Raw genomic sequence first — 26936 nt, 5'->3', positions numbered from 1 at the left:
ATGGCACTCACTCTCTCCTCCCGCCGCAGAAGCCGACGCCTGGCGGCGGACGCGGGCCTGCTGGTGGTCGCGGCAACGTTCGCGCTTCCGCTCCTCTGGGTGATCCTGTCGTCCCTAGACCCCCACGCGGACCTGAAGGTGAAAGCCCCCGACGGCCTCACCCTGGACAACTTCCACGCGATCCTGAACTCGGACATCACCTTCACCCCCCTCCTCAACAGCCTGATCCTGTGCGGCTTCGGCACGCTGCTGACGGTGGTGTGCTCGGCGCTGGCGGCATACCCGCTGTCCCGCTTCCGCTCCCGCCTGAACCGCCCGTTCCTCCTGACGATCCTCTTCGCGACGAGCCTGCCGATCACGGCGATCATGGTGCCGGTGTACGCGCTGTTCGTGCAGGTGAATCTCATCGACACGATGCAGGGCACGATTTTCTTCTTCGCGGCCTCCCAACTCCCGTTCGCCATCTGGCTGATGAAGAACTTCATGGACGGCGTACCGAAGGAACTGGAGGAGGCGGCGTGGACGGACGGCGCGTCGTCATTCCAGTCCCTCGTACGGATCGTCCTTCCGCTGATGGGACCGGGCGTCGCGGTGGTGACCGTCTTCTCGTTCGTGATGATGTGGGGGAACTTCTTCGTCCCGTTCATGCTGCTGCTCACCCCGGACCAGATGCCGGCAAGCGTGAGCATCAATGAGTTCTTCGGGAATCGGGGGATGGTGGCGTACGGGCAGTTGGCCGCGTTCTCGGTTGTTTATTCGACGCCGGTGATTTTGTTGTACGTGCTGGTGGCAAGGCGCTTGGGTGGAGGGTTTGCTTTGGGTGGGGCTGTTAAGGGGTGATCTCTTCGGCCCAGCTGCGGGCTTCGGCGGCTTTGGTGGGGGCGTTGGCACGGGTGTAGGCGTCGGCGGACCGGAGGTAGCAGGCGTGGGCCTCGGCGGGGCGGGCGGAGTGCTGGTGGGCGAAAGCCAGGTTGGACAGGGTGCGGCCCGTCCTGTACCAGTCGTCGAACTCCTGATAGAGCTTCAGAGCCTTCTCGTAGGCCTCAACTGCCTCCTCCACCCGGCCCGTGGCGCGCAGGGTGGCGCCAAGGTTGTTCCAAGCCCTCGCCTCGCCATGGCGATCCCCGACGGCCTGGTGCAGGTCGCGGGCACGGGTGTGGGCGTCGACTGCGTCCTCCCACCGGCCCGTCTCCCGCAGGGCGGCGCCGAGATTGCCCCACGCCCTCGCCTCGCCATGGCGATCCCGGACGGCCTGGAACAGGTCGCGGGCACAGGTGTGCGCATCGACCGCTTTCCCTGCCCGGCCCGCCTCCCTCAGGGCGAAGCCGAGGTTGTTCCACGCGCTGGCCTCGCCGTCGCGGTCCCCGGCCTTCTGGTGCAGGTCGCGGGCGCGGGTGTGGGCGTCGACTGCGTCCTCCCACCGGCCCGTCTCCTGGAGGGCGATGCCGAGACTGTCCCACGAGATGGCCTCCGACACCCGGTTACCAGCGCGGTGCGCGGCCTCCCTCGCGAGACCACACACCGTGATCAAGTCGTCGAAAAACCGCCGCCAGTTCAGATACTCCGCCAGACATTGGGACAGCACCACGGCGGTGTCGGCATACCGATCCTCCCGCGCCCACTGCACCACCGCGACCAACCCCGCCCGCTCCGCGTCCAGCCACGCCAAAGCCCCCGGCCGATCCACAAACCGCTCCGGCTCCGGCATCCCCGGCAACCATCGCAACCAGTCATCCGCCGCTCTCGCCCATCGGCAGTAGAACTCCAGCACCCGCCCCCGCGCCGCCTCCCCCTCCTCCCACAACCCCGCATCCCCCTCAACCACACTCACCCCGAACGCCCGGACCAAGTCATGCAACCGCCACCGCCCACGCCCGCTCCCCCGCTCAACAAGGTGGGCGCGGGACAACCCATCAAGCACACGCACCGGAGCAGCACCCGCCCCGTCCAGCACGGCGACGACCTCGTCCGTCACCTCGGGCCCCGGAGCCAAGGCCAACAGCCGTAGCAATCGGGCCTGTTCAGCCGGCAGACACCGGTACGACAGGTCAAAGGCGGCCCGCACACTGCGCTCCCCGTCGTCGAGGTGAAAAAGTCGGTCGCCGGACTCGGCGAGTTCCGCCACGAGTTCGGCCACGGTCTTGTCCCGGTCGAAGACGAGCAAAGCCGCAGCGATCTGAAGGGCAAGGGGTAAATGCCCACAGAGCAAGGCGAGTTCGGCAGCAGCCTCACTCTCATCCACCACCCGCGCATCCCCCTGAGCGGCAATCCGCAACGCCCGGTCCAGAAGGTCGTACGCCTCCCCCGGATTCAACTCCCCCAACGGCACCAACCGCGCCCCGAGTTGGGGCAGCTTGCTCCGCGAGGTGGCAAGCAGCCGGTGCCGCACACCCCCGGGATGCAACGGCCGCACCTGCTCCGCCGAGGACGCGTTGTCGGCAAGGACCAGCACCGCCCCCAACTGCCGCTCCCGCGCCGCAAGCACCGAGCGATACAACGCGGCCCGCGCATCCACCCCGTGAGGAATGTGCTCCGGAGGCGTCCCCAGCCCCCTCAGCAAAGCCTCCAGCGCCTGCTCCGCCGTAACGCGATCATCGTCGTACCCATGCAAATTGACGAAGAGCACGCCACCCGGGAACCACCCCTTGCCGCAGGCCGCATGCGCCGCCTCCACCGCAAGCGCGGTCTTGCCGATACCGCCGAGCCCGGACACCGCTGCGACCAACACGGCTCCCGGCGCTTCGCCGCTCCCATCCGGGTCGAACGCGCCGAACAGTTCCCCGAGTTGGTCACCGCGACCAGTGAACCCGGCCACCTTCGGAGGCAAGGCATCCAGCGCGGTGGGCGCCAGCCCGTGCTGGTGAAACTCCGCCTTCGCGGTGAAGGGGCCGTTGAACTCCCCGCCCCGAAAATCCTGGTGATCCCCGCCGTACCGCTCGCCCATCGCGCCGTCCCCGTGCCACTGCCCCCGAATCGCGTGCCAACACGGTACGCCTACGGTCCCCGCCCAACACCCGCTCTGGCCAGGCGACTTGGCAGTACCGTGAAGAGGTGCCGACACACCACCCGCAGTCGCCGTCCTGACCGCACAGTCGCTCGAATACTCGGCAGTACGTGCCCATCTGACGGAGATCGAGAAGCGGCTACACCCCACTGGCACACGCGCCGAGACCGGCCAACTCCCCAGCACCTCCACTCGACTCTGACAGGCGGTCACTGGCAGTCGGGAACCTTGTCGTCGCACGACGAGCAGTCCGCACCGTCGAAGGCCCACAACTCCTCGTACACAGACCGTCGTTGCGGCGCGGCCCTGACCCGACGCAGGCAGCATGGGGTCCGGTAGCCAGGGCGAGAGGACCTGCCTAGCCGGTCAGCGAGTCATGGTGGTCGCAGAGAGCAAGCACAGAGCGGGCCAGCCGTTGAACCCTCTTGACCTCACCCGCCAGGCCCACGGCCTCGATCTCGTGGAGGCGGCGCCGGGCTTCCGCGACTCCGGCTTGCGCGACCTTGGCCGGGATGTCGTCGTCTGGGAGGCTTCCCGCCAACTGCTCGACTTCCGGGATCAGCTTCAGCAGGTTGCGTTGGCAGTCCGCCGCGAAGCCCTGTACGTCCTCGTAGCGCGGCAACGGCACACCCCCGGCGAGGAATGCGACAGCGCCGGCCCGCATGTGTGCGATGTCGGGAAGCAGCGGTGCCTCTGGGCTGGAGGCGTTGGTGGCCCGGTTTCCCTGCGCCGCGCAGCGGTAGCACTGGCACGGCAGGACAGCAGAGGCCAGTGGCAGCTCCTGCCCCGCCAGGATGTTCACGACACCCCGATCCTCGGTGACCATGCCGTCGCCGTTCACCGAGTACACGCGGATGGTCATCTTGACCTCCGGCTTTCGCAGGGCGGTACCGTTCGTCATGTCGATGCTCCTCAGCAGCGTTGGCCGGCCCCGGAGTCGTTCGCGCGACTGCCGGGGCGCACCTTGCGTCGAACGAAGCCCGACAGCAAGGGCGTTGACCAGGTGTGAGTACAGCGTGACGCTGTGAGAAGAGCGGAACGCTCACAGATCCGTGAGCGTTGTGCGCGCGGTGCGGTGCGCTACAGGCCGACCCAGGCCGCCAGGTGGCCGAGTGTGTCCGGGGCTCGCCGGGAGAGGTGCACCAGACCCGTGATCGTGTCCCGGGCCGCCGGGTGGTAACGGGTTTGCTCGGGAGCCAGACGGCGTGCCTCGACCAGCGACTTCAGGGCCGCCTCGGTGTGCCCGGTCTCCATCTCGGTGCGTGCCTGGTCGATCAGGAAGTGCGCGCGACGGGATGTGGCCAGCTGCGAGGGCAGCCTGATCTTCCGGGCCTGCTTGAGCGCGTCGTCGTAGCGGCGCATCTCTACGGCGGCAGACATCTTGTGCAGGGCGACGTTGGTCGGGCCGAAGCTGAGCCAGTGCACCTCGGAGGCGTCTCCGATGCGCTTCGCGATCCTGTCGGCCTCGGCGATGTGCCGACCGACGCCCGTCTCGTCCTCGGCGCGCGCGGCGATGACCGAGCCGCCGAGATGGAGTTGCCCGGTGACGGCCAGGGCCTCACGGGTCTTGTCGGCCTGGCCGACCACAGTGTGTCCCGAGGTGATCAGCCGCTGTCCGATCCCGTACTCCCCCTCGCGGAAGTAGACCAACGCCCGCATGTACTGGCGAACCGCGCCCAGACAGGCGTCGGAGGCGCGCTCGGCCGCCCAGGCCATGCGGTCCAGGGCGACCGAGGAGAGGTCGTAGTAGCCGAGCTTCACGCTGATGTCGTGGGCCGTGCGATAGGCCGAGGCCAGTGCCTGCCACAGCTCGGTCGAGGGCGTCGACCACGCGCTGTGGGTGAGTTCGGCGATCAGATCCGGGAGTTCGCGGGCCGCATTGCGCAAGTGCGTGGCCCGGATCTCCGCGCACAGATGATCGGCCCCCTCCATGAGCTGATCCCCCGGTCGGACGGTCAGGTCCGGGTTCGGACCGAGGTCGTAGAGGTCGAGGGACTCCCGGATGGGCCGCACCAGTTCGGCGAGCCGGTCTCGCTGCAACTCGGTCACGTATGGCTGCCCAGTAAGCACGGTGACGTCGATCTGGAGTACGCGGGCTACGGCGGCGACGAAGTCGGCCGTGGCCGGACGGGCGCCGCATTCCACCTGGTTCAGCAGGCTGTAGGAATAGGGCAGCAGAGCGGCGAGCCGACGCTGGGTGAGTCGGGCCAGTCTGCGCTGCTCCTTGATACGGGCGCCGGTGTGGTCCTCGTCCGGTGCGGGCATACCGGTCTCCGTTCTGAGCGGCCACCGGAAGAGTACCCAGGTCGGGCCACCCTGCTGCGCGCTTCCGTCCCGAATCCCTCCCGAGCAGGGGCCGTTGTGTGTGATCGGATGGCCCCCATGACCAAGCCCTCCCATGTCCTCTACCTCTTCGCCTCCGCCGCACCCCCCGCCCTCGACATCGCCGAGGTCATCGAGGACGCTCAGTCCCGCGGCTTCGACGTGTGTCTCGGGCTCACCCCCACCGCCGCCCGTTGGCTCGAACCCCAACTCGGTGAACTGGCACGGCTGACAGGCCACCCCGTGCGCAGCGAATACAAGATGCCGGGTGAGCCGGACGTCTGGCCGAAGGCGGATGTGATCGCGGTCGCGCCGGCGACCTTCAACACCGTCAACTCATGGGCGCTGGGGCTGACTCACGACTTCGTGGTGGGTGTCGTCGCCGAGGGCGTCGGGAAGGGCATCCCGATCGTCGCGATGCCCTGCGTCAACTCGGCCTATGTGCAGCACCGGCAATTCGAGCGGAGCATCGCCGAGTTGCGTGCCATGGGCGTGCAACTCCTTTACGGGGAGGGCGGCTTCGTGCCGAACCGGCCCGGGCAGGGCAAGCCAAAGGAGTTCCCCTGGGCGCTGGTGCTGGACGCCGCCGGGGACGCGGTGCGCACCTGAACCACCGGTCGACGGTCGGCGGCCGACGCCCGGCAACCCCGCCCCCACCCCCACCCCCACCGTCGAATTCACGCCACCCCTCACTTCCCCCCACACCCGATCATCACCCCCACCACAAACGCACTCCCCTTCGACCACCGCCCACACACCCGAGACCGGCCGGACCACCCCCACCCCCTCGGCCAGTGCCCGCCACCCACGCAAATGGCAAGGTAGATCGGCATATTCACCGCACCTCGGTCACCATCCGGCTCCCCCGGCCGCCACTCACCGTCACCGCGTAGCCCCACACCGGCCGCCGCCGAGCCCGTCCGTCCGACCGGATCCGTACGTTCCCACAATCCGTAATCCTGGCCGAACAGACCGTAGTCACCGCACGCGGGCGCCCCTAGCTTGTGCCCCGTGCGCCGACCCCCAGCTCAACACAGCCAGTCCACGCCGCCCACTCCGCCGTTCAACGCCCCCGCCGCCCGCAGGCTCAGGACCGCTCTCGACATGGGTCCCGAACACGTCGCGTACGGGATGCGTGTGTCGTTCGGGCTGCCCTATGTCACGCCGGACCTGGTCATCGCCTGGGAGCGTGGGCTCACCGCGCCGTCCAGTCCCGAACTCACCGCGCTCGCGGGCGTGTTGTGGTGTTCCGCGAGTGAACTCATCGGCAAGCCACGCACGCTGCGTGAGCACCGTCTCGCCCGTGGCCTCGCGCCGGAGGACATCGCCCGTGGCGTCGGGCTCGAACTCCTCGTGTATTTACGGATGGAGGAGAACGACGAGTGGCGCGGCACCGAGCGCCAGTCCGCCGCGCTCGCCGATCTGCTCGACCTCTCGCTGCCCGATTTCATCAGTGTCACCGGACGCGACGCGAAACTCGCGGAGTTGCTGCGCGGCGCCATGACCACTCGCTGGCAGGCCGCCGTACGGCCGATCGGCAAAATGGTGCCCCTGGACCGGCACGTCCTGGAGGAATCCCTCAAGGAACTCCACCAGGAATACCAGGGGCGGATGGTCGCCACCCTCAGCTGGGCCGGTGGCAACTCGCCCGGCGACGCGAGCGAGGCCGGGCGCGACTTCCTCGACCAGATCATCAGCCGTTTCTGGGCCGTGGTCGAGAGGAGTACCTACTGAGCGAGCCGGAACAGGCCTAGAAGACCGACTCCGCCTCGTCCATCCGGTCCTTCGGGACCGTCTTCAGCTCGGTGACCGCCTCCGCCAGCGGCACCATCACCACGTCCGTGCCGCGCAGCGCCGTCATCCGCCCGAACTGCCCCTGGTGCGCGGCCTCCACCGCGTGCCAGCCGAACCGTGTCGCCAACACCCGGTCGTACGCGGTCGGTACGCCGCCGCGCTGGATGTGGCCGAGGATGACCGGCTTGGCCTCCTTGCCGAGGCGGCGTTCGAGTTCGTACGCCAGTGCCGTGCCGATGCCCTGGAAGCGCTCGTGGCCGAACGCGTCGATCTCGCCCTTGCCGTAGTCCATGGAGCCCTCGGCGGGGTGCGCGCCCTCGGCGACGCAGACGACGGCGAACCGCTTGCCGCGGGCGAAGCGCTCCTCGACCATCTTGACCAGGTCGGCGGGGTCGAAGGGGCGCTCGGGCAGGCAGATGCCGTGGGCGCCCGCCGCCATCCCGGACTCCAGCGCGATCCAGCCCGCGTGCCGGCCCATGACCTCGACCACCATCACCCGCTGGTGGGATTCGGCAGTCGTCTTGAGGCGGTCCATCGCCTCCGTGGCGACGCCCACCGCCGTGTCGAAGCCGAAGGTCCGGTCCGTGGCCGAGATGTCGTTGTCGATCGTCTTGGGGACGCCCACCACCGGCAGCCCGGCTTCGAACAACATGTGCGCCGCCGTGAGCGTGCCCTCGCCGCCGATCGGGATCAGCGCGTCGATACCGAAGGCCTCGACCATGTCCTCGGCCCGTTCACAGGCCTCGCGCAGCCGGTCGCGCTCCAGCCGGGAGGAGCCGAGGATGGTGCCGCCGCGGGCGAGGATGCCGCTGACCGCGTTCAGGTCGAGGGTGCGGTAGCGACTCTCCAGCAGGCCGGCGTAGCCGTCCTCGAAGCCGATCACCTCGTCGTCGTAGTGATCGACCGCTCGGTGCACGACCGATCGGATCACGGCGTTCAGGCCGGGGCAGTCGCCGCCTGCGGTGAGAACTCCGATGCGCATCGTGCTGTGTCTCCTGCTCGCTGTCGATACCGGTGAGCCGGATCCGATTGTTTCACGTCCCCCAGGGCGACGCCGCTCCCGTCGGACCGAGGGGCGCCTTAACCACCCCCGGAGGTATTGTCAAGAGGCTTCCGCTCACCCCGGTGGGCGATTTTTATGACCACCGGAACGACCACCGGAACCACCATTGAAACGCCCACCGAAACGAAGCGAGGTAGCACGCGTGACCCGCAGCGTGTACGTGACCGGGATCGACCGCGGCGACGGCCGTCAGGTCGTCGAGCTGGGGGTCATGGAGCTCCTGACCCGGCAGGTCGACCGGGTGGGGGTGTTCCGTCCCCTCGTCCACGACGATCCCGATCGACTGTTCGAGCTGCTGCGTGCGCGCTACCGGCTGTCCCAGGACCCCGCGACCGTCTACGGCATGGACTACCACGAGGCGTCCGCCCTCCAGGCCGAGCAGGGTACCGACGAGCTGGTGTCGACGCTCGTCGAACGGTTCCATCTCGTCGCCCGCGACTACGACGTCGTCCTCGTCCTCGGCACCGACTTCGCGGACACCCAGTTCCCGGACGAGCTGGCCCTCAACGCCCGCCTCGCCAACGAGTTCGGCGCGTCCGTGATCCCCGTCGTCGGCGGACGCAAGCAGACCTCCGAGTCGGTGCTCGCGGAGACCCGCAACGCGTACCGCGCCTACGACGGCCTCGGCTGCGACGTCCTCGCCATGGTCACCAACCGGGTCGCCCGCGAGGACCGCGAGGAGATCGCCCAGCGGCTCACCTCCCGGCTGCCGGTGCCCTGTTACGTCGTACCGGACGAGCCCGCGCTCTCCGCGCCGACCGTCGCGCAGATCACCCACGCCCTCGGCGGCCGGGTCCTCCTCGGCGACGACTCGGGGCTCGCGCGGGACGCGCTGGACTTCGTGTTCGGCGGGGCGATGCTGCCCAACTTCCTCAAGGCGCTGACCCCGGGCGCGCTGGTCGTCACCCCGGGCGACCGCGCCGACCTCGTCATCGGGGCGCTGGCCGCGCACAGCGCCGGCACCCCGCCGATAGCCGGCGTCCTGCTCACCCTGAACGAGGTGCCGAGCAACGAGATCCTCACCCTCGCCGCCCGCCTCGCCCCGGGCACCCCGGTGGTCTCGGTGACCGGCACGTCCTTCCCGACCGCCGCCGAACTCTTCTCCCTGGAGGGGAAGTTGAACGCGGCCACCCCGCGCAAGGCGGAGACCGCGCTCGGCCTCTTCGAGCGGTACGTCGACACCGGCGACCTGCTCAGGCGGGTCTCCGCACCGAGCAGCGACCGCCTCACCCCGATGATGTTCGAGCACACGCTCCTGGAGCGGGCCCGCTCCGACAAGCGCCGGATCGTCCTCCCCGAGGGCACCGAGCCCCGTGTCCTGCACGCCGCCGAAGTGCTACTGCGGCGCGGTGTCTGCGAGTTGACCCTCCTCGGGCCCGAGGACCAGATCCGCAAGCGGGCCGCCGACCTCGGCATCGACCTCAGCGCCGCCCAGCTGATCGACCCCCAGACCTCCGAACTCCGCGACCGCTTCGCCGAGAAGTACGCCGAACTCCGCGCCCACAAGGGCGTGACCGTCGAGCTGGCCTACGACGTCGTCGCCGACGTGAACTACTTCGGGACGCTGATGGTGCAGGCCGGGCTCGCCGACGGGATGGTCTCCGGCGCCGTGCACTCCACGGCCGCCACCATCCGTCCCGCCTTCGAGATCATCAAGACGAAGCCGGACGCCGACATCGTCTCGTCGGTCTTCTTCATGTGCCTCGCCGACAAGGTGCTGGTGTACGGCGACTGCGCGGTCAACCCCGACCCGAACGCGGAGCAGTTGGCCGACATCGCCATCCAATCGGCCGCCACCGCCGAGCAGTTCGGGGTCGCCGCGCGGATCGCGATGCTGTCGTACTCGACCGGTACGTCCGGCTCGGGCGTCGACGTCGACAAGGTGCGCGAGGCAACGGAGTTGGTGCGGCTGCGGCGGGCCGATCTGCGGATCGAGGGGCCCATCCAGTACGACGCGGCCGTCGAGCCGAGTGTCGCCGCCACCAAGATGCCGGAGTCCGAAGTCGCGGGCCGCGCAAGCGTGTTGATCTTCCCCGACCTCAACACCGGCAACAACACCTACAAGGCCGTGCAGCGTTCGGCCGGCGCGATCGCCGTCGGGCCGGTGCTCCAGGGGCTGCGCAAGCCGGTCAACGACCTGTCCCGGGGCGCCCTCGTCTCGGACATCGTCAACACCGTCGCCATCACGGCGATCCAGTCCCAGAGCCCGAAGAACCAGGCAGCGAACCCGACCGAGAAGGCCTCCCAGCAGTGACCGCGACCCGTGTCCTCGTCCTCAACTCCGGCTCCTCGTCGGTCAAGTACCAGCTCCTCGACATGCGCGACGGCGAGCGGCTGGCGCTGGGGCTCGTCGAGCGCATCGGCGAGGAGACCTCCCGGCTCAAGCACACCTGCGTCACGACCGGCGCCGTACGGGAGTCGATCGCGCCGATCGCCGATCACGAGGCCGCCCTGAAGGCCGTGGCGGAGCAACTCGCCACGGACGGGCTCGGGTTGGACTCTCCCGAGCTGGCGGCCATCGGGCATCGGGTCGTGCACGGCGGGATGGCCTTCACCGCGCCCACGATCATCGACGACACCGTCCTCGCCGAGATCGAGCGGCTGATCCCCGTCGCTCCGCTGCACAATCCGGCGAACCTGGTCGGGATCCGGACCGCGACGGCGCTGCGGCCCGATCTGCCGCAGGTGGCCGTGTTCGACACCGCGTTCCACACGACGATGCCGGAGTCGGCCGCGCGGTACGCGATCGACGTGGCGACCGCGGACGCGTACCGGATCCGGCGGTACGGGTTCCACGGGACCTCGCACGCGTATGTGTCGCGGGCGACGGCGAAGCTGCTGGGGAAGGCGCCCGAGGACGTGAACGTCATCGTGCTGCATCTCGGGAACGGGGCGTCCGCCTCCGCCGTGCGCGGCGGGCGGTGCGTGGACACGTCCATGGGGCTGACGCCACTGGAGGGGCTGGTGATGGGGACCCGGTCGGGAGACCTGGATCCGGCCGTCATCTTCCATTTGATGCGTGTTGGCGAAATGTCCACTGATGAGATCGACACTCTTCTCAACAAGAAGAGCGGTCTGATCGGGTTGTGCGGGGACAACGACATGCGCGAGATCCGGCGCCGGATCGACGAGGGCGACGAACGGGCGGAACTCGCCTTCGACATCTACATTCACCGGTTGAAGAAGTACATCGGTGCCTACTGCGCGGTACTCGGCAAGGTGGACGCGGTCGCCTTCACCGCGGGGGTCGGGGAGAACGCGGGCGCGGTGCGGGAAGCCGCCGTCGCGGGCCTGGAGCTGCTGGGGCTTGAGGTGGACGGGGCGCTGAACGCCGTACGGAGTGACGAGCCGCGGCTGATCTCGCCGGCTTCGTCGCGGGTCGCGGTCGCGGTGGTGCCGACGGACGAGGAATTGGAGATCGCCACACAGACCTATGCACTGGTCGCACTGGTCGGAAATTCCAACGCCTGAGCGCCTGCCCGCCCATTTGTATCTTCCGCCAGACGGAATATTCCGTAGCGAAACAAACCGATAGGATCGTCCCATGCGCCGTTCGAAAATCGTCTGTACTCTCGGCCCCGCGGTCGACTCCCACGAGCAGTTGGTGTCGCTGATCGAGGCCGGCATGAATGTGGCCCGCTTCAATTTCAGCCACGGCACCCACGCCGAGCACCAGGGCCGGTACGACCGTGTCCGTGCCGCGGCCAAGGAGACCGGCCGTGCCATCGGCGTCCTCGCCGACCTCCAGGGCCCGAAGATCCGTCTGGAGACCTTCGCGGAGGGTCCCGTCGAGCTGGTGCGCGGTGACGAGTTCACCATCACCACCGAGGACGTCCCGGGCGACAAGACCATCTGCGGTACGACGTACAAGGGCCTGCCCGGTGACGTCTCCCGCGGTGACCAGGTCCTCATCAACGACGGCAACGTCGAGCTGAAGGTCCTCAGCGTCGAAGGTCCCCGCGTGAAGACGATCGTCATCGAAGGCGGCGTCATCTCCGATCACAAGGGCATCAACCTGCCCGGCACGGCGGTGAACGTCCCCGCGCTCTCCGAGAAGGACGTCGAGGACCTGCGCTTCGCGCTGCGGATGGGCTGCGACATGGTCGCCCTGTCCTTCGTGCGCGACGCGGGCGACGTGTACGACGTCCACAAGGTGATGGACGAGGAGGGCCGCCGGGTCCCCGTCATCGCCAAGGTCGAGAAGCCGCAGGCGGTCGCCAACATGGAGGCCGTGGTCGCGGCCTTCGACGCGGTGATGGTGGCCCGCGGTGACCTCGCCGTGGAGTACCCGCTGGAGAAGGTCCCGATGGTGCAGAAGCGCCTGGTGGAGCTGTGCCGTCGGAACGCCAAGCCGGTGATCGTGGCGACCCAGATGATGGAGTCGATGATCACCAACTCCCGCCCCACGCGCGCCGAGGCCTCCGACGTGGCCAACGCGATCCTGGACGGCGCGGACGCGGTCATGCTGTCCGCCGAGTCCTCGGTCGGCGCCTATCCGATCGAGACCGTGCAGACGATGTCGAAGATCGTCCAGGCGGCCGAGGAGGAGCTGTTCTCCAAGGGCCTCCAGCCGCTCGTGCCGGGCAAGAAGCCGCGTACGCAGGGTGGTTCGATCGCGCGGGCCGCGTGCGAGATCGCCGACTTCCTCGGCGGCCGGGCCCTGGTGGCGTTCACGCAGTCCGGTGACACCGCCCGCCGACTGTCCCGCTACCGCGCCTCCCAGCCGATCGTCGCCTTCACCACCGACGAGAGCACCCGCAACCAGCTCACGCTCAGCTGGGGCGTGGAGTCGCACGTGGTGCCGTTCGTCAACAGCACGGACGAGATGGTCGACATGGTCGACGGCGAGATCGCCAAGATCAACCGCTTCAACCCGGGCGAGACCGTCATCATCACCGCCGGTTCGCCCCCCGGTGTGGCCGGCACGACGAACATGCTCCGCGTCCACCACCTCGGCGGCGGCGAGGGCAACTGACGTACGCCTGAAGGTTGTTGTACGGCACTGAGGGCGTCCCCTGTGATCAGGGGGCGCCCTCGGTCCTTGTCTGTCGGATCAGACCGTCGACGGTGCTCCGACCGTCTCGCGCAGCCATGTGTGGGCGCGCAGCTCCGGGTGGGCGGTGGTGATCAGCCGGTACGCCTCGGCCTTGGCCCGGTCGGTGAGCTGCCGCAGTTCGGTCCAGGTCAACTCCGCCACCCGCGGCGCGTAGTTCGTCGTGAGGGTGACGGTCTCCCCTCCCCGGCTGAGCGAGAACACGTGGCCGCTCACGGTCGTCTCCACGGCGATGTCACTACCGGTTTCCAGCTCTCTTCTCGCGTACTCCAGCATGAGAGCGAAGTCGACGACGGGCAGTCCCGGCGTGCTCAGGCCGAGATCCACGCCGTGGACGACCAGCCGTACGTCCGCCCGGAAGAAGCTGGCGCAGAAGTCCGCGCCGGTCAGCTCCGGGTGTTCCGGCCGGTACGGGTGCTCCAGCGGATGCGCCGGGGACCAGAAGGGGTCGTCGGCGTGGGGCACGAAAGTGAAAGCGATCATCTGTCCTCCCCCCTCCTTCGAACGGAGCGATGCCCCGCCGAGAGGGTACTCGGCGGGGCACTGCCCCTTCGCGGCTCCCGAACGGGCTTGTGGACGGGCTCAGTTCTGGTAGCTGCGCAGACCGGGGACGGTCAGCGTGCCGCCGAACTGGCCGGCCTGGACCACCTTCACGTTGGTGAAGTAGATCAGCGGGATGTTCAGCGGCGGCGGGCTGGCCGGACTGAACGTGATCGGGATCAGTCCGAACAGGTTGCCCGAGATGGACTCCGTGTACATCACGGTGTCGCCGTCGCGGATCGTGGAGGTCGACCCGGAGGCCGCCTGCACGTGGTACGTCTTGCCGGACTGCTTGTCGTCCACCGTCTGGTGCAGGTCGCCGATGTCGGTGCCACCGGAGATGACGTACTTCAGGACCTTCTTGACCTTGCCGCTGGCGGTCTTCACCTCGACGATGCCCTGGTAGTCGGCGCCCTTGAGCAGCAGTGAACTCGCGTTCAGGTACCAGGGGTCGTCGGGCAGCAGCACCTTGTTGTCGACGCCGCTCAGGTCGTCCGTGGCGACCGGGCAGTCCGAGGTGTCGGTGCTCGCGCTCGCGGAGGGGCTCGCCGTGTCCGAAGCGGTGGCGGTGGGGGTGGCCGTGTCCTCGGCCGCCTTCGTCGCCGTGTCGGTCGTGTCCTTCACGGTGTCGTCGACCGTGTCGGTGACCTTCTTCGTCGTCTCCTTGACGGTGTCGGACGCGCTGGAGGAGTCGTCCGTGGACGTGTCCTTCGTGGCGCTCGCCGAGGCGGACGCGGTCGGCGTCGGCGTGGCGGTCGCCGTGGAGTCCGAACTCGACGAACCGCCGGTGAGGATGCCGGTGATCGCGTCGCCGATGGTGTCCAGGAGGCTTTCGCTGCTCGCGGTCGCCGAGGGCGTCGCGGTGGCGGTGGAGCCGGACGACGTGGTGCCGGACTCGGTCGACTTGCTCGCCGAGGCCGAAGCGGTCGGCGTGGGCGTGGACTCGTCGTCGGAACCTGAATCCGACGAAGACGTCTTGCCCGAGTCCTTCGTGGCGGAGTCCGTCGCCGTGGCCGACGGTGTCGTCTCGTCCTTGGTGGAGTCCGAGGACTCGCTCGCGGACGCGGACGGCGTGGCCGAGGCACTGGTCGTCGACTTGGCGAGGGCCGCGACGCAGTCCTTGTACTCGTCGGCGGTCAGGCTCTTCGACGACGGCGAGGTCGTCGAACCGTTGTCGGCGAGGGCGAGCGAGGACGTGAACCCCAGCCCCACGATCACGGCGGTCGGCATCGCCACCGTGGCTATCGCCTTGCCGGCGGGCATGTGGAACCTGGTGAGCAACGGCTTCTTGGGCGCCGCGTGCCGCGGCCCGGTTCTCACACGGGACGCGTCCACGTCAGTCCCGTGGGTCACCTCGTCAGCCGGCACTGTGCCTCCCGTTCGCCCCGTTGCTCACCGGGCTCGTTCCTGACAGATCCTTGGGCTCGTCCGCGTCGTCGGCGGACTCGTGCGGCGTCGGCTCCTGAGGCGCGGCTTCGTAGTACGCCGACGACTCGTGGGGCGCGGCCTCGTACGGTACGGCTGCGGGTGCGCCGCCTTCTCCCTGCGTGTCGTCCTGTACCGCCTGCGGCTCCGGCGGTGCGCCCGGCGCCCACGACACGGCCAGCGCTCCGCCGACCATGGCGAAGAGGAAGCCGATGAGGAAGCCGCCGAGGTTGGACACGGGGATGGACACCAGCGCCAGCAGAATCGCCGCGACACCCGCGAAGGTGCGCACGTGCTTCTGGAACCAGAGGCTGAAGCCCAGGACGACGAGCAGCACACCGATGATCAGGGACCCGGCGCCCGCGGTGGTGGCCATCGCCAGCGTCAGATGCCCGATCTGGAGATGCGCGTACGGGAAGTAGGCGATCGGGAGTCCGCCGAGCATGACGTACAGACCGGCCCAGAACGGCCTTGTGCCACGCCAGGCGCGGAACTGCAGCCTCCGGCGGGCGAACTGACCGGGTGCGGCAGGAGTCTCGGCGCTCATGGAAAACAGCTCCCTGGTACGGCGTTGCTGTGGTGGAGAGTTGCACCTCGTGTGAAGGTGCGGGTGGAAGGTGGACGGGCGGGGGCGCCACCGGCTCCCCCGCCCGCCGTCAAGTGCCTAGTAGCACTCGTGGGTGCCGGCCGAGACCGACATCTTCAGCCCGCTGAGCTTGAAGGTTCCGGCAGTGGTGGCCCACGCCGTCTGCTTCACGTTGGTCAGCGTGGCCGACTCGGCCTGCTGCGCGAATCCGTACGGGTTGGCAGCCTCGCTGCCGCCCTTCATGCCCGGACCCTTGGTCGCACTGCCGGCGGCAACACCGATGTCGATGTTGTGGAACACCGCGTCGGCGGCGAGATCCTGGACGTCGATGTACAGGTTCTCGGCCTGGACCGGCGTACCGTCGCCGCCCGCCTTCAGCACGAGGCTGACCGATCCGAAGATCGGGATGTTCGGGGTGACCACCGACTGGCACATGTTGGTGATCGAAGCGGACTTGAACGCCGAGACGGCGACGGGGTGAGCCGTCTTGCTGCCGTCCAGGTTGTAGCCCGAGTCCAGGGCTCCGTACTGCGTGAAGCCCGTGCCGTCGAGCTGGTCGGCCGTCACCTTGAACGACTGGCCGGAAACACTGAACGACGCGGCCAGGGCGCCCTGCGCGAGGGCGACACCTATACACGCCGTAGCGGCGACGCTGGGCACCATGACCACAGCGAAGCGCTTCCATCTCGTCCCGCCACGCACCTGGGACTCCATATTTCCTCCTTCTCGGACGTACATCTCCTGGCCCTGACTGCCCCCAGATGGCGGCTCAGCCGGGCAGGGATGGGAGAAGTGCTACGTCCTCGGGAAGGGGAGCGCCTGTACCCGGAGGCGCGAACCCGCGCACCGATCACCGGCGATCACCCCCGAGCGACAACCACTGGTCGCGCCTGACGCACATCACGCACAACCTTGCTGGACAGGCTCCGCCTCGCGGCGAAGACCCCCCTGCCCAAGAGCCGACTCCATTGTTTCCGGCTCTACTCGGTGGGGACCCAGGAGACCCCGTCGCCCCGACCGGCTGTCGGGGTACGGAAACGGACCGAGCGTCGCCGATCGTGGTGCATTCTCGCCGCCCGCACAAGGGGCTTCGTTACTGGGTAGTAACGACCGGATAACCGAACAACGACCCGCCGGTATCGGCCGACGACGCTGGGTGTCATCGTGGGCCAGGACAAAACCGTTGATCTTCGGACGGAATCCGACAGAACAACGGCCTCGGCTTACTCCAAGTAACAGCGACCGCGATTACCAAGATTTGGTAAAGCGCGGTCGCAGTGACACTCCGTCGGCAAATCTTTCACACCGGCAACACCGTTCCCGAGGTTTACCGACTGGTCAGAACCGGCCTCGCGCCCCGCTCAGAACAGCGCCCGCGCCAGCGCCCGCCGGGCCGCCGTCACCCTCGGGTCGTCGGCCCCGACGACCTCGAACAGCTCCAGCAGCCGCAGCCGTACGGTGTCCCGGTCGTCACCCACCGTGCGCCGCACGGTGTCGATCAACCGGCCGAAGGCGTCCTCGACATGACCGCCCACCAGATCCAGGTCGGCGGCGGCGATCTGCGCCGGCACGTCACCCGGCTTCTCGGCGGCCTCCGTCCGCACCTGCTGCGGGTCGAGCGTCGACACCCGCTGCAACAACTCGGCCTGCGCGAGCCCGAGCTTGGCCTCCGAGTTGGCCGGGTCGTCGCTCAGCACGTTCCTGTAGGCCTGTACGGCCCCGCCGAAGTCGCCCGCGTCCAGGGCCCGTACGGCGGCTTCCAGCAGCCCGTCGTAGGGTCCCGCCGGAATCTCGGAGACGGCCTCGGGGCGGTCGCCCGGCACGGCGTCCGGGTCGACGGTCAGCCCGGTGAGACCGAAGCGCTGCTCGGCGACCTGGATCAACTGGTCGAGCGTCTGGCGGATCTGCGGCTCGGTGGCGGCCCCCTGGAAAAGAGGCAGCGCCTGCCCGGCGACCACCGCGAAGACGGCCGGGATGCCCTGCACCCCGAACTGCTGCATCAGCATCTGATTGGCGTCGACGTCGATCCTGGCGAGGACGAAGCGTCCGGCGTAGTCGAGGGCGAGCCGCTCCAGGATCGGGCTCAACTGCTTGCACGGCTCGCACCACTCGGCCCAGAAGTCGATGACGACCGGGACCTCGGTGGACCGCTGCAAGACCTCGCTCTCGAAGCCCGCCTCATCTACGTCGATCACCAGGTCGGCCGGCGAGACGGCTCCGCCACCGCCCTGCCTGGCGGATTCGGCTCGCGCCTGCTCCGCCTTGGCCTTGGCCTCCTGGGCCGCCTTCACCGCGGCGAGGTCGACGACTCCGCTCATGGACATGTTCCGTGGCTGCATGCGTCTATCCTCCCCCGTCCGCGCGTGTGAATGAAAAGCGTTGTGAAAGCCGGTCCGGTCAGTGCGGTTCGGTTGATGCTGTTCGGCGTCGGGTCCCCACCCCACACCCATGGTTTCGCTACGGGTCGTAGCGTAATCGTGCCGGGTGCCTCGCGGAAAGGGATACCCCGTGATCTCCCTCACTGCACCACAGGAACCGCCGGTTATGGTCAAGGGATGCAGAGCCGCACTCCCGTCCCACGCGCCGCGGGCCGCCCCCGCAGCACCACCGCGGACACCGCGATCCTCGCGGCCACCCGGGAGGCCCTCGTCGAACTCGGCTGGTCCAAGCTCACGTTGGGAGACGTGGCGACCCGCGCCGGGGTTGCGAAAACCACCCTCTACCGCCGCTGGGCGGGCAAGAACGAACTCGTCGTCGACGCCGTCGCCGAACTCTTCGACGAACTCGAACTCCCCGACCGCGGCACCCTCGCCGCCGACATCGAGGGCGTCGTCCTCCAGTTCGCGGCGATCCTGGCCCGCCCGGAGGCCAAGAGCGGACTGATGGCGGTGGTCGCCGAGTCCGTCCGCGACGACGCCCTGCGCGAACGCATCCGCGAATCGATCGTCGACCGGCAGAAGTGCCTGGTCGTCGAGGGCCGGGCCCGCGCCCAGGCACGCGGCGAACTGCCCCCGGAATCAGACCCGTTGGAGGCCGCCCGCACCGCCGACCTGATCTTCGACGTGGTCGCCGGCGCGGTCGTCCACCGCACCCTCGTCAGCGCGGAACCGGCCGACGAGAACTGGGTCCACAGCTTCACCCAGGTCCTACTGCTGGGCCTGACCTCACTGAGCGGGGCACAGACGCCTCCGGGTTAGGCGGGGCGTGGGGGCCGCTGAGTGAGGTCAGGCGCGGCTCCGGCGGTGCGGTGCCGCTCCGGCGGTCCAGCGCGGCTCCGGCGTTGTGGTCGTGGCCGCGAAGTCCCGTCGTCCGCCCGGAGGGCGGGCTCCGCGGGGGCCGGTGCCTGTTCTGCGGGTCTCCCCGGCCGAAAGGGTGGGGGGAACCTCAGGCCGAGGCTGGAGGAGTGGCGGACGTCGCGGGGCAGGCAGGACTTCGCGGACACGGCCCGGCGCCGGTCCGGCGGGGCAGGCTGCGGGAGAGCTGGGGTGCCTGAACAGCGGCTCTCGCCGCGGGTGACGCGATGGGGTCCCCGCGCGAGGTCGTTCGAGTGCGGAGGCATCGACGGATGACGGCAACGCCGCCGCGGTCCGGCGGACCAAGCCGCAGGAGAGCAACGGCACTTGAGCAATGGCTGCCGCCGCGCGCGACGCGACCGGGCCCCCGCGCGAAGTCGACCGAGCGCGGAGGCATCAACGGGCGACGGCAACACCGCCCCGCTCCGGCAGACCAAGCCGCAGGAGAGCAACGGCACTTGAGCAACGGCTGCCGCCGCGCGCGACGCGACGGGTCCCCGCGCGAGGTCGTCTAAGCGCGGAGGCGTCAACGGGGGACGGCAACGCCTCCCCTGGTCCCCCACGCCCTCAAGGCAGTTGGGGAGTGCGGTCGACGCGACGCGTCCCGCGTGCGTCTGCGGCAGGGGCCGCCGGGGAGGCGCCCTGGTGCCCTAGAAGCCGGCCGGTTCCGTGTAGACGCCCCACTCCTCCCGCAGTACCCCGCAGATCTCACCCAGCGTCGCCTCGGCGCGCGCCGCGGCCAGCATCGGGCCGATCATGTTCGACCCGTCCCGCGCGGCGGCGAGCATCGCGTCCAGGGCCGCCGCTACGGCCGCCTCGTCCCGCGCTCCCTTCCGCGACCCCAACTCCCGGATCTGCTCCCGCTCCACCTCGTGGCTGACCCGCAGGATCTCCAGGTCCCCGGTGACCGACCCGTGGTGCACGTTGACGCCCACGACCCGCTTGTCGCCCTTCTCCACGGACCGCTGGTACTGGAACGCGGCCTCGGCGATCTCGCCGGTGAACCAGCCGTCCTCGATCCCGCGCAGGATCCCGGAGGTGATCGGCCCGATCGGGTGCCGACCGTCCGGGTGCGCCCGCAGCCCCCGCTCCCTGATCTGCTCGAAGATCTTCTCGGCGTCCGCCTCGATCCGGTCGGTGAGCTGCTCGACGTACCACGAACCGCCCAGCGGATCCGCCACGTTGGCGACCCCGGTCTCCTCCATCAACACCTGCTGCGTGCGCAGCGCGATCTCCGCGGCCTGCTCGCTGGGCAGCGCGAGGGTCTCGTCCAGGGCGTTGGTGTGCAGCGAGTTGGTCCCGCCGAGCACGGCCGCGAGCGCCTCAACCGCCGTACGGACGACGTTGTTGTACGGCTGCTGCGCGGTCAGCGAGACGCCGGCGGTCTGGGTGTGGAAGCGCAGCCACTGCGCCTTCTCGGACCGCGCGCCGTAGACGTCCCGCATCCAGCGGGCCCAAATCCTGCGCGCCGCACGGAACTTGGCGATCTCCTCGAAGAAGTCGACGTGCGCGTCGAAGAAGAAGGACAGGCCGGGGGCGAACACGTCCACGTCGAGGCCCCGGGACAGGCCGAGTTCGACGTACCCGAAGCCGTCGGCCAGCGTGTACGCCAGCTCCTGCGCGGCCGTGGAGCCCGCCTCGCGGATGTGGTAGCCGGAGACGGAGAGCGGTTTGTAGGCGGGGATGCCGGTCGCGCAGTACTCCATGAGGTCGCCGATGAGGCGCAGGTGCGGCTCGGGCTGGAAGAGCCACTCCTTCTGCGCGATGTACTCCTTGAAGATGTCCGTCTGGAGCGTGCCGTTGAGGACGGCGGGGTCGATGCCCTGGCGCTCCGCGGCGACCAGGTACATGCAGAAGACGGGGACGGCCGGTCCGCTGATGGTCATGGAGGTGGTGACGTCGCCGAGCGGGATGTCCTTGAAGAGGACCTCCATGTCGGCGGCGGAGTCGATGGCGACCCCGCAGTGGCCGACCTCGCCCAGCGAGCGCGGGTCGTCGGAGTCGCGGCCCATGAGGGTCGGCATGTCGAAGGCGACGGAGAGGCCGCCGCCGCCGTTGGCGAGGATCTTCTTGTACCGCTCGTTGGTCTGCTCGGCGTTCCCGAACCCGGCGAACTGCCGGATCGTCCAGGTCCGCCCCCGATAGCCCGTGGCGTGCAGCCCGCGCGTGTAGGGGTACTCGCCGGGCCACCCGATCCGCTCGAAGCCGTCGTACGTGTCCCCGGGGCGTGGCCCGTACACCGGCTCTACGGGATCCCCGGAGAGCGTGGTGAAGTCGGCCTCGCGCGTGCGTGCGGCGTCGAACCGGGCCTGCCAGCGTCGGCGGCCCTCTGCGATGGCGTCAGCGTCCATGCTCTCAAATTTACTAGGACGTCCTAGTAAATGTCGAGGATCGCCATCGCTACGGCCCGCACACCTTCGCCCGTGACCCCGGGCACCGGCGCGGGACCCGGACTGGCAGGGTTGCTTCGGCGAGGCGCGCCCTCGGTACGGCCCACCGGCCGGACGAGGGCGTGAAGGACGCAAGGGAAGGCAGGCGTGGTGCCACGTTTTACGGAGTTCGACTTCGGTGTGTCGTGGGTGATGAGGTTCTTCCATCAGGACTGGACCCATGACGGGGACACAGCCGCCGAGGTCGTCGCGAACCATCTCGCCGCGTGGAGCGACGAGTCGGCCCTGGCGGTGCGCCGTGACGCGCGGACCCTCGGCAACCTGCCCTCGGAGACGCTGGAGGTGCTCTGGAACGCCGGGGCGGAGTGCCTGCCGAGTTTCGAGACACGGCTCGGCAGCGGGGCGAAGTGGACGCGGACGATCGTCCGCCTCTGCGACGCGCGGCTGTCCACGGAAGCCGGCATACGCCCACTCGCGGGAGCGGACACGGAGGACGGCACGGCCTGTCTCGACGCTGTCGTCGCCGAGATCGAGGAGGCCCGGTTCCTGACGGCCGAGGTACGGGCGGCGCTGGTCGACTGCGCCCGCCGCTGCACTCCGGACCTGGCGTTCCGGGTGCTGCTGAGAGCGACGCTCCGCGCCACGCCGTCCGCCTCGCTGTCCCCGGACCAGTACGGGCGGCTGGAGGCCATCGGATCGGCCCTCCGCTACGGCGAGTTCGTGGTGGACGACGTCAGGTTCCTGGTCGAGGAGTCCTGACAGCGGGCCAGGGGCCCTACGCCTTCGCGGCGACCGGAGTCGGCTCGACGAGCTTCGACTCCAGCTCGTGGCTGATCTTCCGCTCCACGAAGAACGCGGCGGTCGGGATCGTCCCGGCGAGCAGCACCCAGAGCTGCTTGCCGACCGGCCACTTGGCCTTGGAGCCCAGGTCGAAGGCGAAGAGCAGGTACACGACGTACAGCCAGCCGTGCGCGATGGCGACGACCTCGGTGAAGCTGCCGGCGCCGTCGATCTTGAGGAGGTACTTGGCGATCATGCTGAGGCACAGCAGGACCAGCAGGACACCCGTGACATACGCCATGACGCGGTAGCGGGTCAGCACGCTCTTTTTCATGAGGACGAGCGTAACGACCGGTTCCGGGCGATCTTTCCCCGGGTCAGTCCTCGTCCTCCGCCCGGGTCATTCCTCGTCGAAGTCCGCCGCCGCGACCCTCAGCGGGCGCAGCATCGCGAAGATCTCCCCGCACTCCTCCGCGTCGTACGCGCTGAGCCCGAAGTCCATCTCCATCAGGTCGCGGGTCGCCGCGTCGCAGACCTCGCGGCCCTTGTCGGTGATGGAGGCTAGGGTGCCGCGGCCGTCGTTGGGGTTGGGGCGCTTGTCTACGAGCCCGGATCTGACCAGCCGGTCCACGGTGTTGGTGACGGACGTCGGATGCACCATGAGCCGCTCGCCGATCTTCGACATCGGCAGCTCACCCGCCTTGGAGAAGGTGAGCAGCACCAGCGCCTCGTACCGCGCGAAGGTCAGTCCGTACGGTTTGACGACCGCGTCGACCTCGGCGAGCAGGATCTGCTGTGCCCGCATGATCGAGGTGATGGCGGCCATCGACGGTACGTTTCCCCAGCGCTGCTTCCAGTGTTCGTCGGCACGGGCGATGGGGTCGAAAGGGAGACTGAGCGGCTTCGGCACGGCACCAGACCTTACCGGCCGGTCACATCGTGGTCAGCCCCGTCTCGTCTTTCGGTCCGGCGGCGGTCCGGCGGCGGTCCAGCAGCGGTCCCCGGCAGTCTCGCGGCAGTCCTGCGGGCTTCCACGGCGAGCAGGACGCAGCACACCGTACCGAGCGCCCCGGCCCCCACCACCGCCCCGCGCACCCCCGCGAACTCGGCGGCCGCACCGGCCAGGGCCATGCCCACGCCCTGGATCGTCATCAGCCCGGCGGTGAGCAGGGTCATGGCCCGGCCGCGCAGTTCCTCGGGGACGTCCCGGACGAACCACTGGTCGAGGCCGAGCGTGTACGCGGACCCGGCGCCCGCGACCGCCAGCAGCGCGAGGGAGACGGCGAGGCCCGGCCGGGAGGCGTAGGCGAGGTAGGGCAGGAGGGTGCAGCAGACCAGCGGGAGGGCGATCCGTTCGCGGGTGGCGGGGCGGAGTCGGGAGCCCGCGTACAGTTCGCCGGCGATCGTGCCGACGGGCAGCGCGCACATCAGCAGCCCGAGCCCGGTCGAACCGGCGCCGAGTTCGGCCGCGTAGGGCGCGGCGAGGGCCTCGGGGGCGACGGAGAACATCGCGGGCAGCCAGAACAGCAGGAGCAGCGCCCGTACCCGGCGGTCGGCGAGGACCTGCCGGGCGCCCTTGAGGGAGTCGGCCAGCAGGGCGCTCCCGCCGCTCGCCCGGGCGGGGCGGCGCCGGGTGCCGAGCCGCAGCAGGGTCGCGGAGGTGAGGAAGGTGCCGACGGTGATCAGCAGGGCGTGGCGCGGAGAGACGACGGTGAGCAGCAGGCCGCCGAGTCCGTATCCGACGAGCAGCGCGCTCTGCGAGACGATCCGCAGCAGCGAGCGGCCCAGCACGAAGAGGTCTCCGTCGCCGAGGATGTCGGCGAGGGTCGCCATCCGGGTGCCCGCGAACACCGGTGAGACGACGGCGAGGGCGCAGCGGAGCAGCAGCAGTACGGCGATGCCGGTGCCCGGCGCCACCATCGCCGCGACGCAGCCCGCGCACACCAGGTCGCAGACGACCAGCACGCGCCGGGCCGGGTAGCGGTCGGCGACCCCGGCGAGCAGCGTCCCGCCGACGAGATACGGGAGGAATCCGACCGCGAACGCGAGCGCGCTCAGCAGGGGCGAGCCGGTGAGGTCGTAGACGAGGACGGAGAGCGCGATCTCGGTGACGACCACGCCGAGCAGGGACAGCGCGTGCGCGGCGAAGACGAAGCGGAACTCGGGGACGGCGAGGACGCGGCGGTAGCCGGTGGGCGGCGCGGGAGGGGCTTGGAGCATGGGGAGCAGCGTGCTCAGAGGCGGCCCGGCGTCCTAGAGTTTCGGACAGGGCCGAATCTCTGGGGGTTGGCGCATGCCGTCGCGGCTGTATTTCGGGGAGGACGACTTTCTCCGGTGCCGGTTCGCGGTGTCGCCGCTCTGGGAGACGCAGGAGGTGGTGCGCACGCTGAAGCGGCCGGAGCGGCACGGGTATCACGTGCCCTGGCTGCGGCGGACCGGCGCGGCGGTGGCCGGTCTCGATCTCGCGCCGCTGTGGCTGCTGATGCCGCAGACCGGGCACTGCCCCGGCTGGCTGTGTCCGCCGCCGAGCGGTCCGGCGGCCACCTTCGAGGAGGAGATCGCCGCCGTCCGCGCGGCCGATCCGGCCCGGGCCCGTACGGACACGGCCCGGTCGCTGGCCTCCACCCCGGGCGCGCTGGAGTCCGCGCGCGGCCGGGCCTGGCTGCGTGAACCCGCCCGCATGATCGAGGAGTTGGCGGACGCGATGGAGGCCGTCTGGCACACCCTGGTCGCGCCGGACTGGCCCCGGCTGCGCGCCCTGCTGGAGGCAGACATCGCCTTCCACTCACGCCGGCTCGCCGAGGTGGGGCTCGGCGTGCTGCTTCCGGAGATCAGCGGGCACTGCGCCTGGGACGGGGGGACGCTGACCGTGGAGTTCCGCGGCGAGCACGAGCGCGATCTCGGCGGTCAGGGCCTGGTCCTGCTGCCGAGCGTCTTCATCTGGCCGAACGTCGTGAGCACCTTCGAGCACCCCTGGCAGCCGACCCTGGCCTACCCGGCCCGGGGCATCGGCGCCCTGTGGTCCAGGCCGTCGGACCACACCCCCGACCCGCTGCTACGACTACTGGGCCGGGGCCGGGCCACCGTACTGACCGCGCTCACCGAACCCACCTCCACGACCGCCCTCGCCCACCGCCTCCGCCTGGCCCCCTCGTCGGTCTCCGCACACCTGACGGTCCTGCGCGACGCGGGCCTCCTCACGGCGCGACGCTACGGCCACCAGGTGCTCTACGAACGGACCGCACTGGGAACAGCACTGACGACGGGCGGGGGCTGACCGGCGCACCGGGACCCGACCTGGCGCTCGAACACACACCACGGGGAGTCCGCGCCCGACCGACGCGCCAGGCCCGGCACGGTCCGCCAACACCCGACACCGCGCGCCGACAGACACCGCCGGAAATCCACACCGCCCTCGAACCGCGACCTACCGACGCACCGGCACCCAACCCGGCACGCGGACGTGTACCGCCGGGAATCCGCGCCCACCTCAAGCACCGCCCGACCAACGCACCAGCACCCGTCCCAGCGCACGAACGAACACCACCACCAGCAGCCCGCACCCACCTCCCGCACCGGCCGACCGGCGCGCCAGGGCCCGGCAGGGTGACGGATCGTCCACAATTACTGACGAATCGTCACTTAATGTCCCCTCGCGCAAGGGAGCGGCATGTCCCGGCTGATCCGCACGTTCGCGGTGGTCTCGGTGTTCGGGCTCGCGGTGGGCTGTTCGTCCGCCGCCGACGTCGACGAGGCCTCCGTCGCCGGTGCCCGGTCCAAGGACCCGGCACACGCCACGTCCTTCTGGATCGACCCGGCGAGCCCGGCCGCCGAGCAGATCCAGATGTGGGAGCGGGAGGGGCGTAAGCACGACGCCACGCTGCTCAAGCGGATCGCCGATCAGCCGACCGCGCTGTGGCCCGCCGGCGAACTCGACCCCGGCCCGGTGATCCGGGCGGCGACCGCGTCCGCGCGTCAGGAGGGTCGTACGCCCATCTTCGTGGCGTACGACATCCCGCACCGGGACTGCGGTCAGCACTCGGCGGGCGGAGCGGCGGACGCGGACGCGTACCGGGCCTGGATCGGCAGGTTCGCCGAGGCGCTGGGCGACTCCAAGGCGCTCGTCGTGCTCGAACCGGACGCCGTCGCGCACATGGTGGACGGGTGCACCCCGGGCGAGTACCAGGGCGAGCGGGAGCAGTTGCTGGGCGAGGCGGTGGTCCGGCTGAAGCAGCAGTCAGGTACGAGCGTGTATCTCGACGCGGGCAACCCGGCCTGGATCAGGGACCCTTGGAAGCTGGTGGAGCCGTTGAAGCGGGCGGGTGTCGAGGAGGCCGACGGGTTCTCGCTCAACGTCTCCAACTTCCAGACGGACGCCGTGACGAAGAAGTACGGCGTCCAGTTGTCGAAGGACCTCGGCGGCAAGCACTTCGTCGTCGACAGCAGTCGGAACGGCAACGGGCCGCTGGCCGGTGCCTGGTGCAACCCGCCGGGCCGGGGTCTTGGCACCCGGCCGACCACCGACACCGGCGAACCCGCCCTGGACGCCTACTTGTGGATCAAGCGGCCCGGCGCCTCGGACGGCACCTGTGCGGGTGGTCCGGACGCCGGGCAGTGGTGGCCGGAGTACGCCTTGGAGCTGGCACGCAACTCCAAGGCGTAGCAAGGCGGTTCAGTTCATCCGGG

23 protein-coding genes are annotated in these 26936 nt (G+C 69.6%); 10 read left to right on the top strand and 13 right to left on the bottom strand.

Going from position 1 to position 26936, the window contains the following annotated elements; translation table 11 throughout:
• On the top strand, positions 1–840 hold the full coding sequence (locus tag ACWIHT_RS44800) for a carbohydrate ABC transporter permease (RefSeq protein WP_201053255.1): 840 nt from the start codon (positions 1–3) through the stop codon (positions 838–840).
• Here the strand turns inward: ACWIHT_RS44800 and ACWIHT_RS44795 are convergent.
• From ACWIHT_RS44795 to ACWIHT_RS44785, 3 genes are all read right to left on the bottom strand, one after another.
• Positions 830–2944 carry a tetratricopeptide repeat protein gene (locus ACWIHT_RS44795; protein WP_456174421.1) on the bottom strand — a complete coding sequence of 705 codons (2115 nt, stop codon included), beginning with the start codon at positions 2942–2944 and terminating at the stop codon, positions 830–832. The two genes, ACWIHT_RS44800 and ACWIHT_RS44795, sit on opposite strands and share 11 nt — an antisense overlap.
• Before the next feature lie 418 nt (positions 2945–3362).
• A complete protein-coding gene (locus ACWIHT_RS44790) occupies positions 3363–3905 on the bottom strand; it encodes a DUF6415 family natural product biosynthesis protein (protein WP_456174420.1) in 543 nt (180 codons plus the stop codon).
• A 179-nt stretch (positions 3906–4084) separates the two neighbouring features.
• Entirely contained in the window at positions 4085–5269 is a 1185-nt protein-coding gene (locus tag ACWIHT_RS44785; RefSeq protein WP_456174419.1) for a helix-turn-helix domain-containing protein, read from the bottom strand.
• Positions 5270–5386: 117 nt separating this feature from the next.
• Here ACWIHT_RS44785 and ACWIHT_RS44780 point away from each other — a divergent pair, with 117 nt between their 5' ends.
• Together ACWIHT_RS44780 and ACWIHT_RS44775 are read left to right on the top strand one after the other, a co-directional pair.
• On the top strand, positions 5387–5935 hold the full coding sequence (locus tag ACWIHT_RS44780; protein ID WP_456174418.1) for a flavoprotein: 549 nt from the start codon (positions 5387–5389) through the stop codon (positions 5933–5935).
• A gap of 495 nt (positions 5936–6430) precedes the next feature.
• Complete coding sequence (locus ACWIHT_RS44775) at positions 6431–7060, top strand: XRE family transcriptional regulator (RefSeq protein ID WP_456174437.1); 630 nt, start codon at positions 6431–6433, stop codon at positions 7058–7060.
• 16 nt (positions 7061–7076) lie between these two features.
• Here the strand turns inward: ACWIHT_RS44775 and ACWIHT_RS44770 are convergent, their stop codons facing one another.
• Positions 7077–8102, bottom strand: a complete 1026-nt coding sequence (locus tag ACWIHT_RS44770; RefSeq protein ID WP_456174417.1) for an ATP-dependent 6-phosphofructokinase — start codon at positions 8100–8102, stop codon at positions 7077–7079.
• Between the two features lie 223 nt (positions 8103–8325).
• Here ACWIHT_RS44770 and pta point away from each other — a divergent pair, with 223 nt between their 5' ends.
• The 3 genes from pta to pyk all read left to right on the top strand — a co-directional run bounded on the left by pta (position 8326) and on the right by pyk (position 13158).
• Complete coding sequence (gene pta / locus ACWIHT_RS44765) at positions 8326–10437, top strand: phosphate acetyltransferase (RefSeq protein ID WP_456174416.1); 2112 nt, start codon at positions 8326–8328, stop codon at positions 10435–10437.
• Complete coding sequence (locus ACWIHT_RS44760) at positions 10434–11654, top strand: acetate kinase (protein WP_456174415.1); 1221 nt, start codon at positions 10434–10436, stop codon at positions 11652–11654. The genes pta and ACWIHT_RS44760 overlap by 4 nt, the downstream gene beginning before the upstream one ends.
• A gap of 73 nt (positions 11655–11727) precedes the next feature.
• On the top strand, positions 11728–13158 hold the full coding sequence (gene pyk, locus ACWIHT_RS44755) for a pyruvate kinase (protein WP_456174414.1): 1431 nt from the start codon (positions 11728–11730) through the stop codon (positions 13156–13158).
• A 78-nt stretch (positions 13159–13236) separates the two neighbouring features.
• Here pyk and ACWIHT_RS44750 read toward each other — a convergent pair whose 3' ends face one another.
• The 5 genes from ACWIHT_RS44750 to ACWIHT_RS44730 form a co-directional block, all read right to left on the bottom strand.
• Positions 13237–13719 (bottom strand): hypothetical protein, encoded by a 483-nt coding sequence (locus tag ACWIHT_RS44750; RefSeq protein WP_456174413.1) that lies wholly within the window; start codon positions 13717–13719, stop codon positions 13237–13239.
• A gap of 99 nt (positions 13720–13818) precedes the next feature.
• Positions 13819–15144 (bottom strand): hypothetical protein, encoded by a 1326-nt coding sequence (locus ACWIHT_RS44745; protein ID WP_456174412.1) that lies wholly within the window; start codon positions 15142–15144, stop codon positions 13819–13821.
• Complete coding sequence (locus ACWIHT_RS44740) at positions 15134–15748, bottom strand: DUF6114 domain-containing protein (RefSeq protein WP_456174411.1); 615 nt, start codon at positions 15746–15748, stop codon at positions 15134–15136. Before ACWIHT_RS44740 ends, ACWIHT_RS44745 begins: the two co-directional genes overlap by 11 nt.
• Before the next feature lie 117 nt (positions 15749–15865).
• Positions 15866–16501, bottom strand: coding sequence for a DUF6230 family protein (locus ACWIHT_RS44735; protein WP_456174410.1), 636 nt, complete (start codon positions 16499–16501; stop codon positions 15866–15868).
• A gap of 647 nt (positions 16502–17148) precedes the next feature.
• A complete protein-coding gene (locus ACWIHT_RS44730; protein WP_456174409.1) occupies positions 17149–18126 on the bottom strand; it encodes a tetratricopeptide repeat protein in 978 nt (325 codons plus the stop codon).
• 216 nt (positions 18127–18342) lie between these two features.
• Here ACWIHT_RS44730 and ACWIHT_RS44725 point away from each other — a divergent pair, with 216 nt between their 5' ends.
• A complete protein-coding gene (locus tag ACWIHT_RS44725; RefSeq protein ID WP_456174408.1) occupies positions 18343–18984 on the top strand; it encodes a TetR/AcrR family transcriptional regulator in 642 nt (213 codons plus the stop codon).
• A 746-nt stretch (positions 18985–19730) separates the two neighbouring features.
• Here ACWIHT_RS44725 and ACWIHT_RS44720 read toward each other — a convergent pair.
• On the bottom strand, positions 19731–21431 hold the full coding sequence (locus ACWIHT_RS44720; protein ID WP_456174407.1) for an acyl-CoA mutase large subunit family protein: 1701 nt from the start codon (positions 21429–21431) through the stop codon (positions 19731–19733).
• Positions 21432–21617: 186 nt separating this feature from the next.
• On the opposite strand from ACWIHT_RS44720, the gene ACWIHT_RS44715 reads away from it, so the two are divergent.
• Positions 21618–22229 carry a hypothetical protein gene (locus ACWIHT_RS44715; protein WP_456174406.1) on the top strand — a complete coding sequence of 204 codons (612 nt, stop codon included), beginning with the start codon at positions 21618–21620 and terminating at the stop codon, positions 22227–22229.
• A gap of 16 nt (positions 22230–22245) precedes the next feature.
• Here the strand turns inward: ACWIHT_RS44715 and ACWIHT_RS44710 are convergent, their stop codons facing one another.
• From ACWIHT_RS44710 to ACWIHT_RS44700, 3 genes are all read right to left on the bottom strand, one after another.
• Complete coding sequence (locus ACWIHT_RS44710) at positions 22246–22584, bottom strand: DUF3817 domain-containing protein (RefSeq protein ID WP_456174405.1); 339 nt, start codon at positions 22582–22584, stop codon at positions 22246–22248.
• 66 nt (positions 22585–22650) lie between these two features.
• Positions 22651–23160: a MarR family winged helix-turn-helix transcriptional regulator gene (locus ACWIHT_RS44705; RefSeq protein ID WP_456174404.1), complete on the bottom strand. Its 510-nt coding sequence runs from the start codon at positions 23158–23160 to the stop codon at positions 22651–22653.
• Positions 23161–23171: 11 nt separating this feature from the next.
• Positions 23172–24470 carry an MFS transporter gene (locus ACWIHT_RS44700; RefSeq protein ID WP_456174403.1) on the bottom strand — a complete coding sequence of 433 codons (1299 nt, stop codon included), beginning with the start codon at positions 24468–24470 and terminating at the stop codon, positions 23172–23174.
• A gap of 73 nt (positions 24471–24543) precedes the next feature.
• On the opposite strand from ACWIHT_RS44700, the gene ACWIHT_RS44695 reads away from it, so the two are divergent.
• Positions 24544–25527 carry a DUF5937 family protein gene (locus tag ACWIHT_RS44695; RefSeq protein WP_456174402.1) on the top strand — a complete coding sequence of 328 codons (984 nt, stop codon included), beginning with the start codon at positions 24544–24546 and terminating at the stop codon, positions 25525–25527.
• Positions 25528–25920: 393 nt separating this feature from the next.
• Positions 25921–26913 carry a glycoside hydrolase family 6 protein gene (locus tag ACWIHT_RS44690; RefSeq protein ID WP_456174401.1) on the top strand — a complete coding sequence of 331 codons (993 nt, stop codon included), beginning with the start codon at positions 25921–25923 and terminating at the stop codon, positions 26911–26913.
• Positions 26914–26936: the final 23 nt, after the last annotated feature.

Source organism: Streptomyces sp. NPDC002276 (genome assembly GCF_053891435.1).
This window is presented reverse-complemented; position numbering and strand designations above follow the sequence as displayed.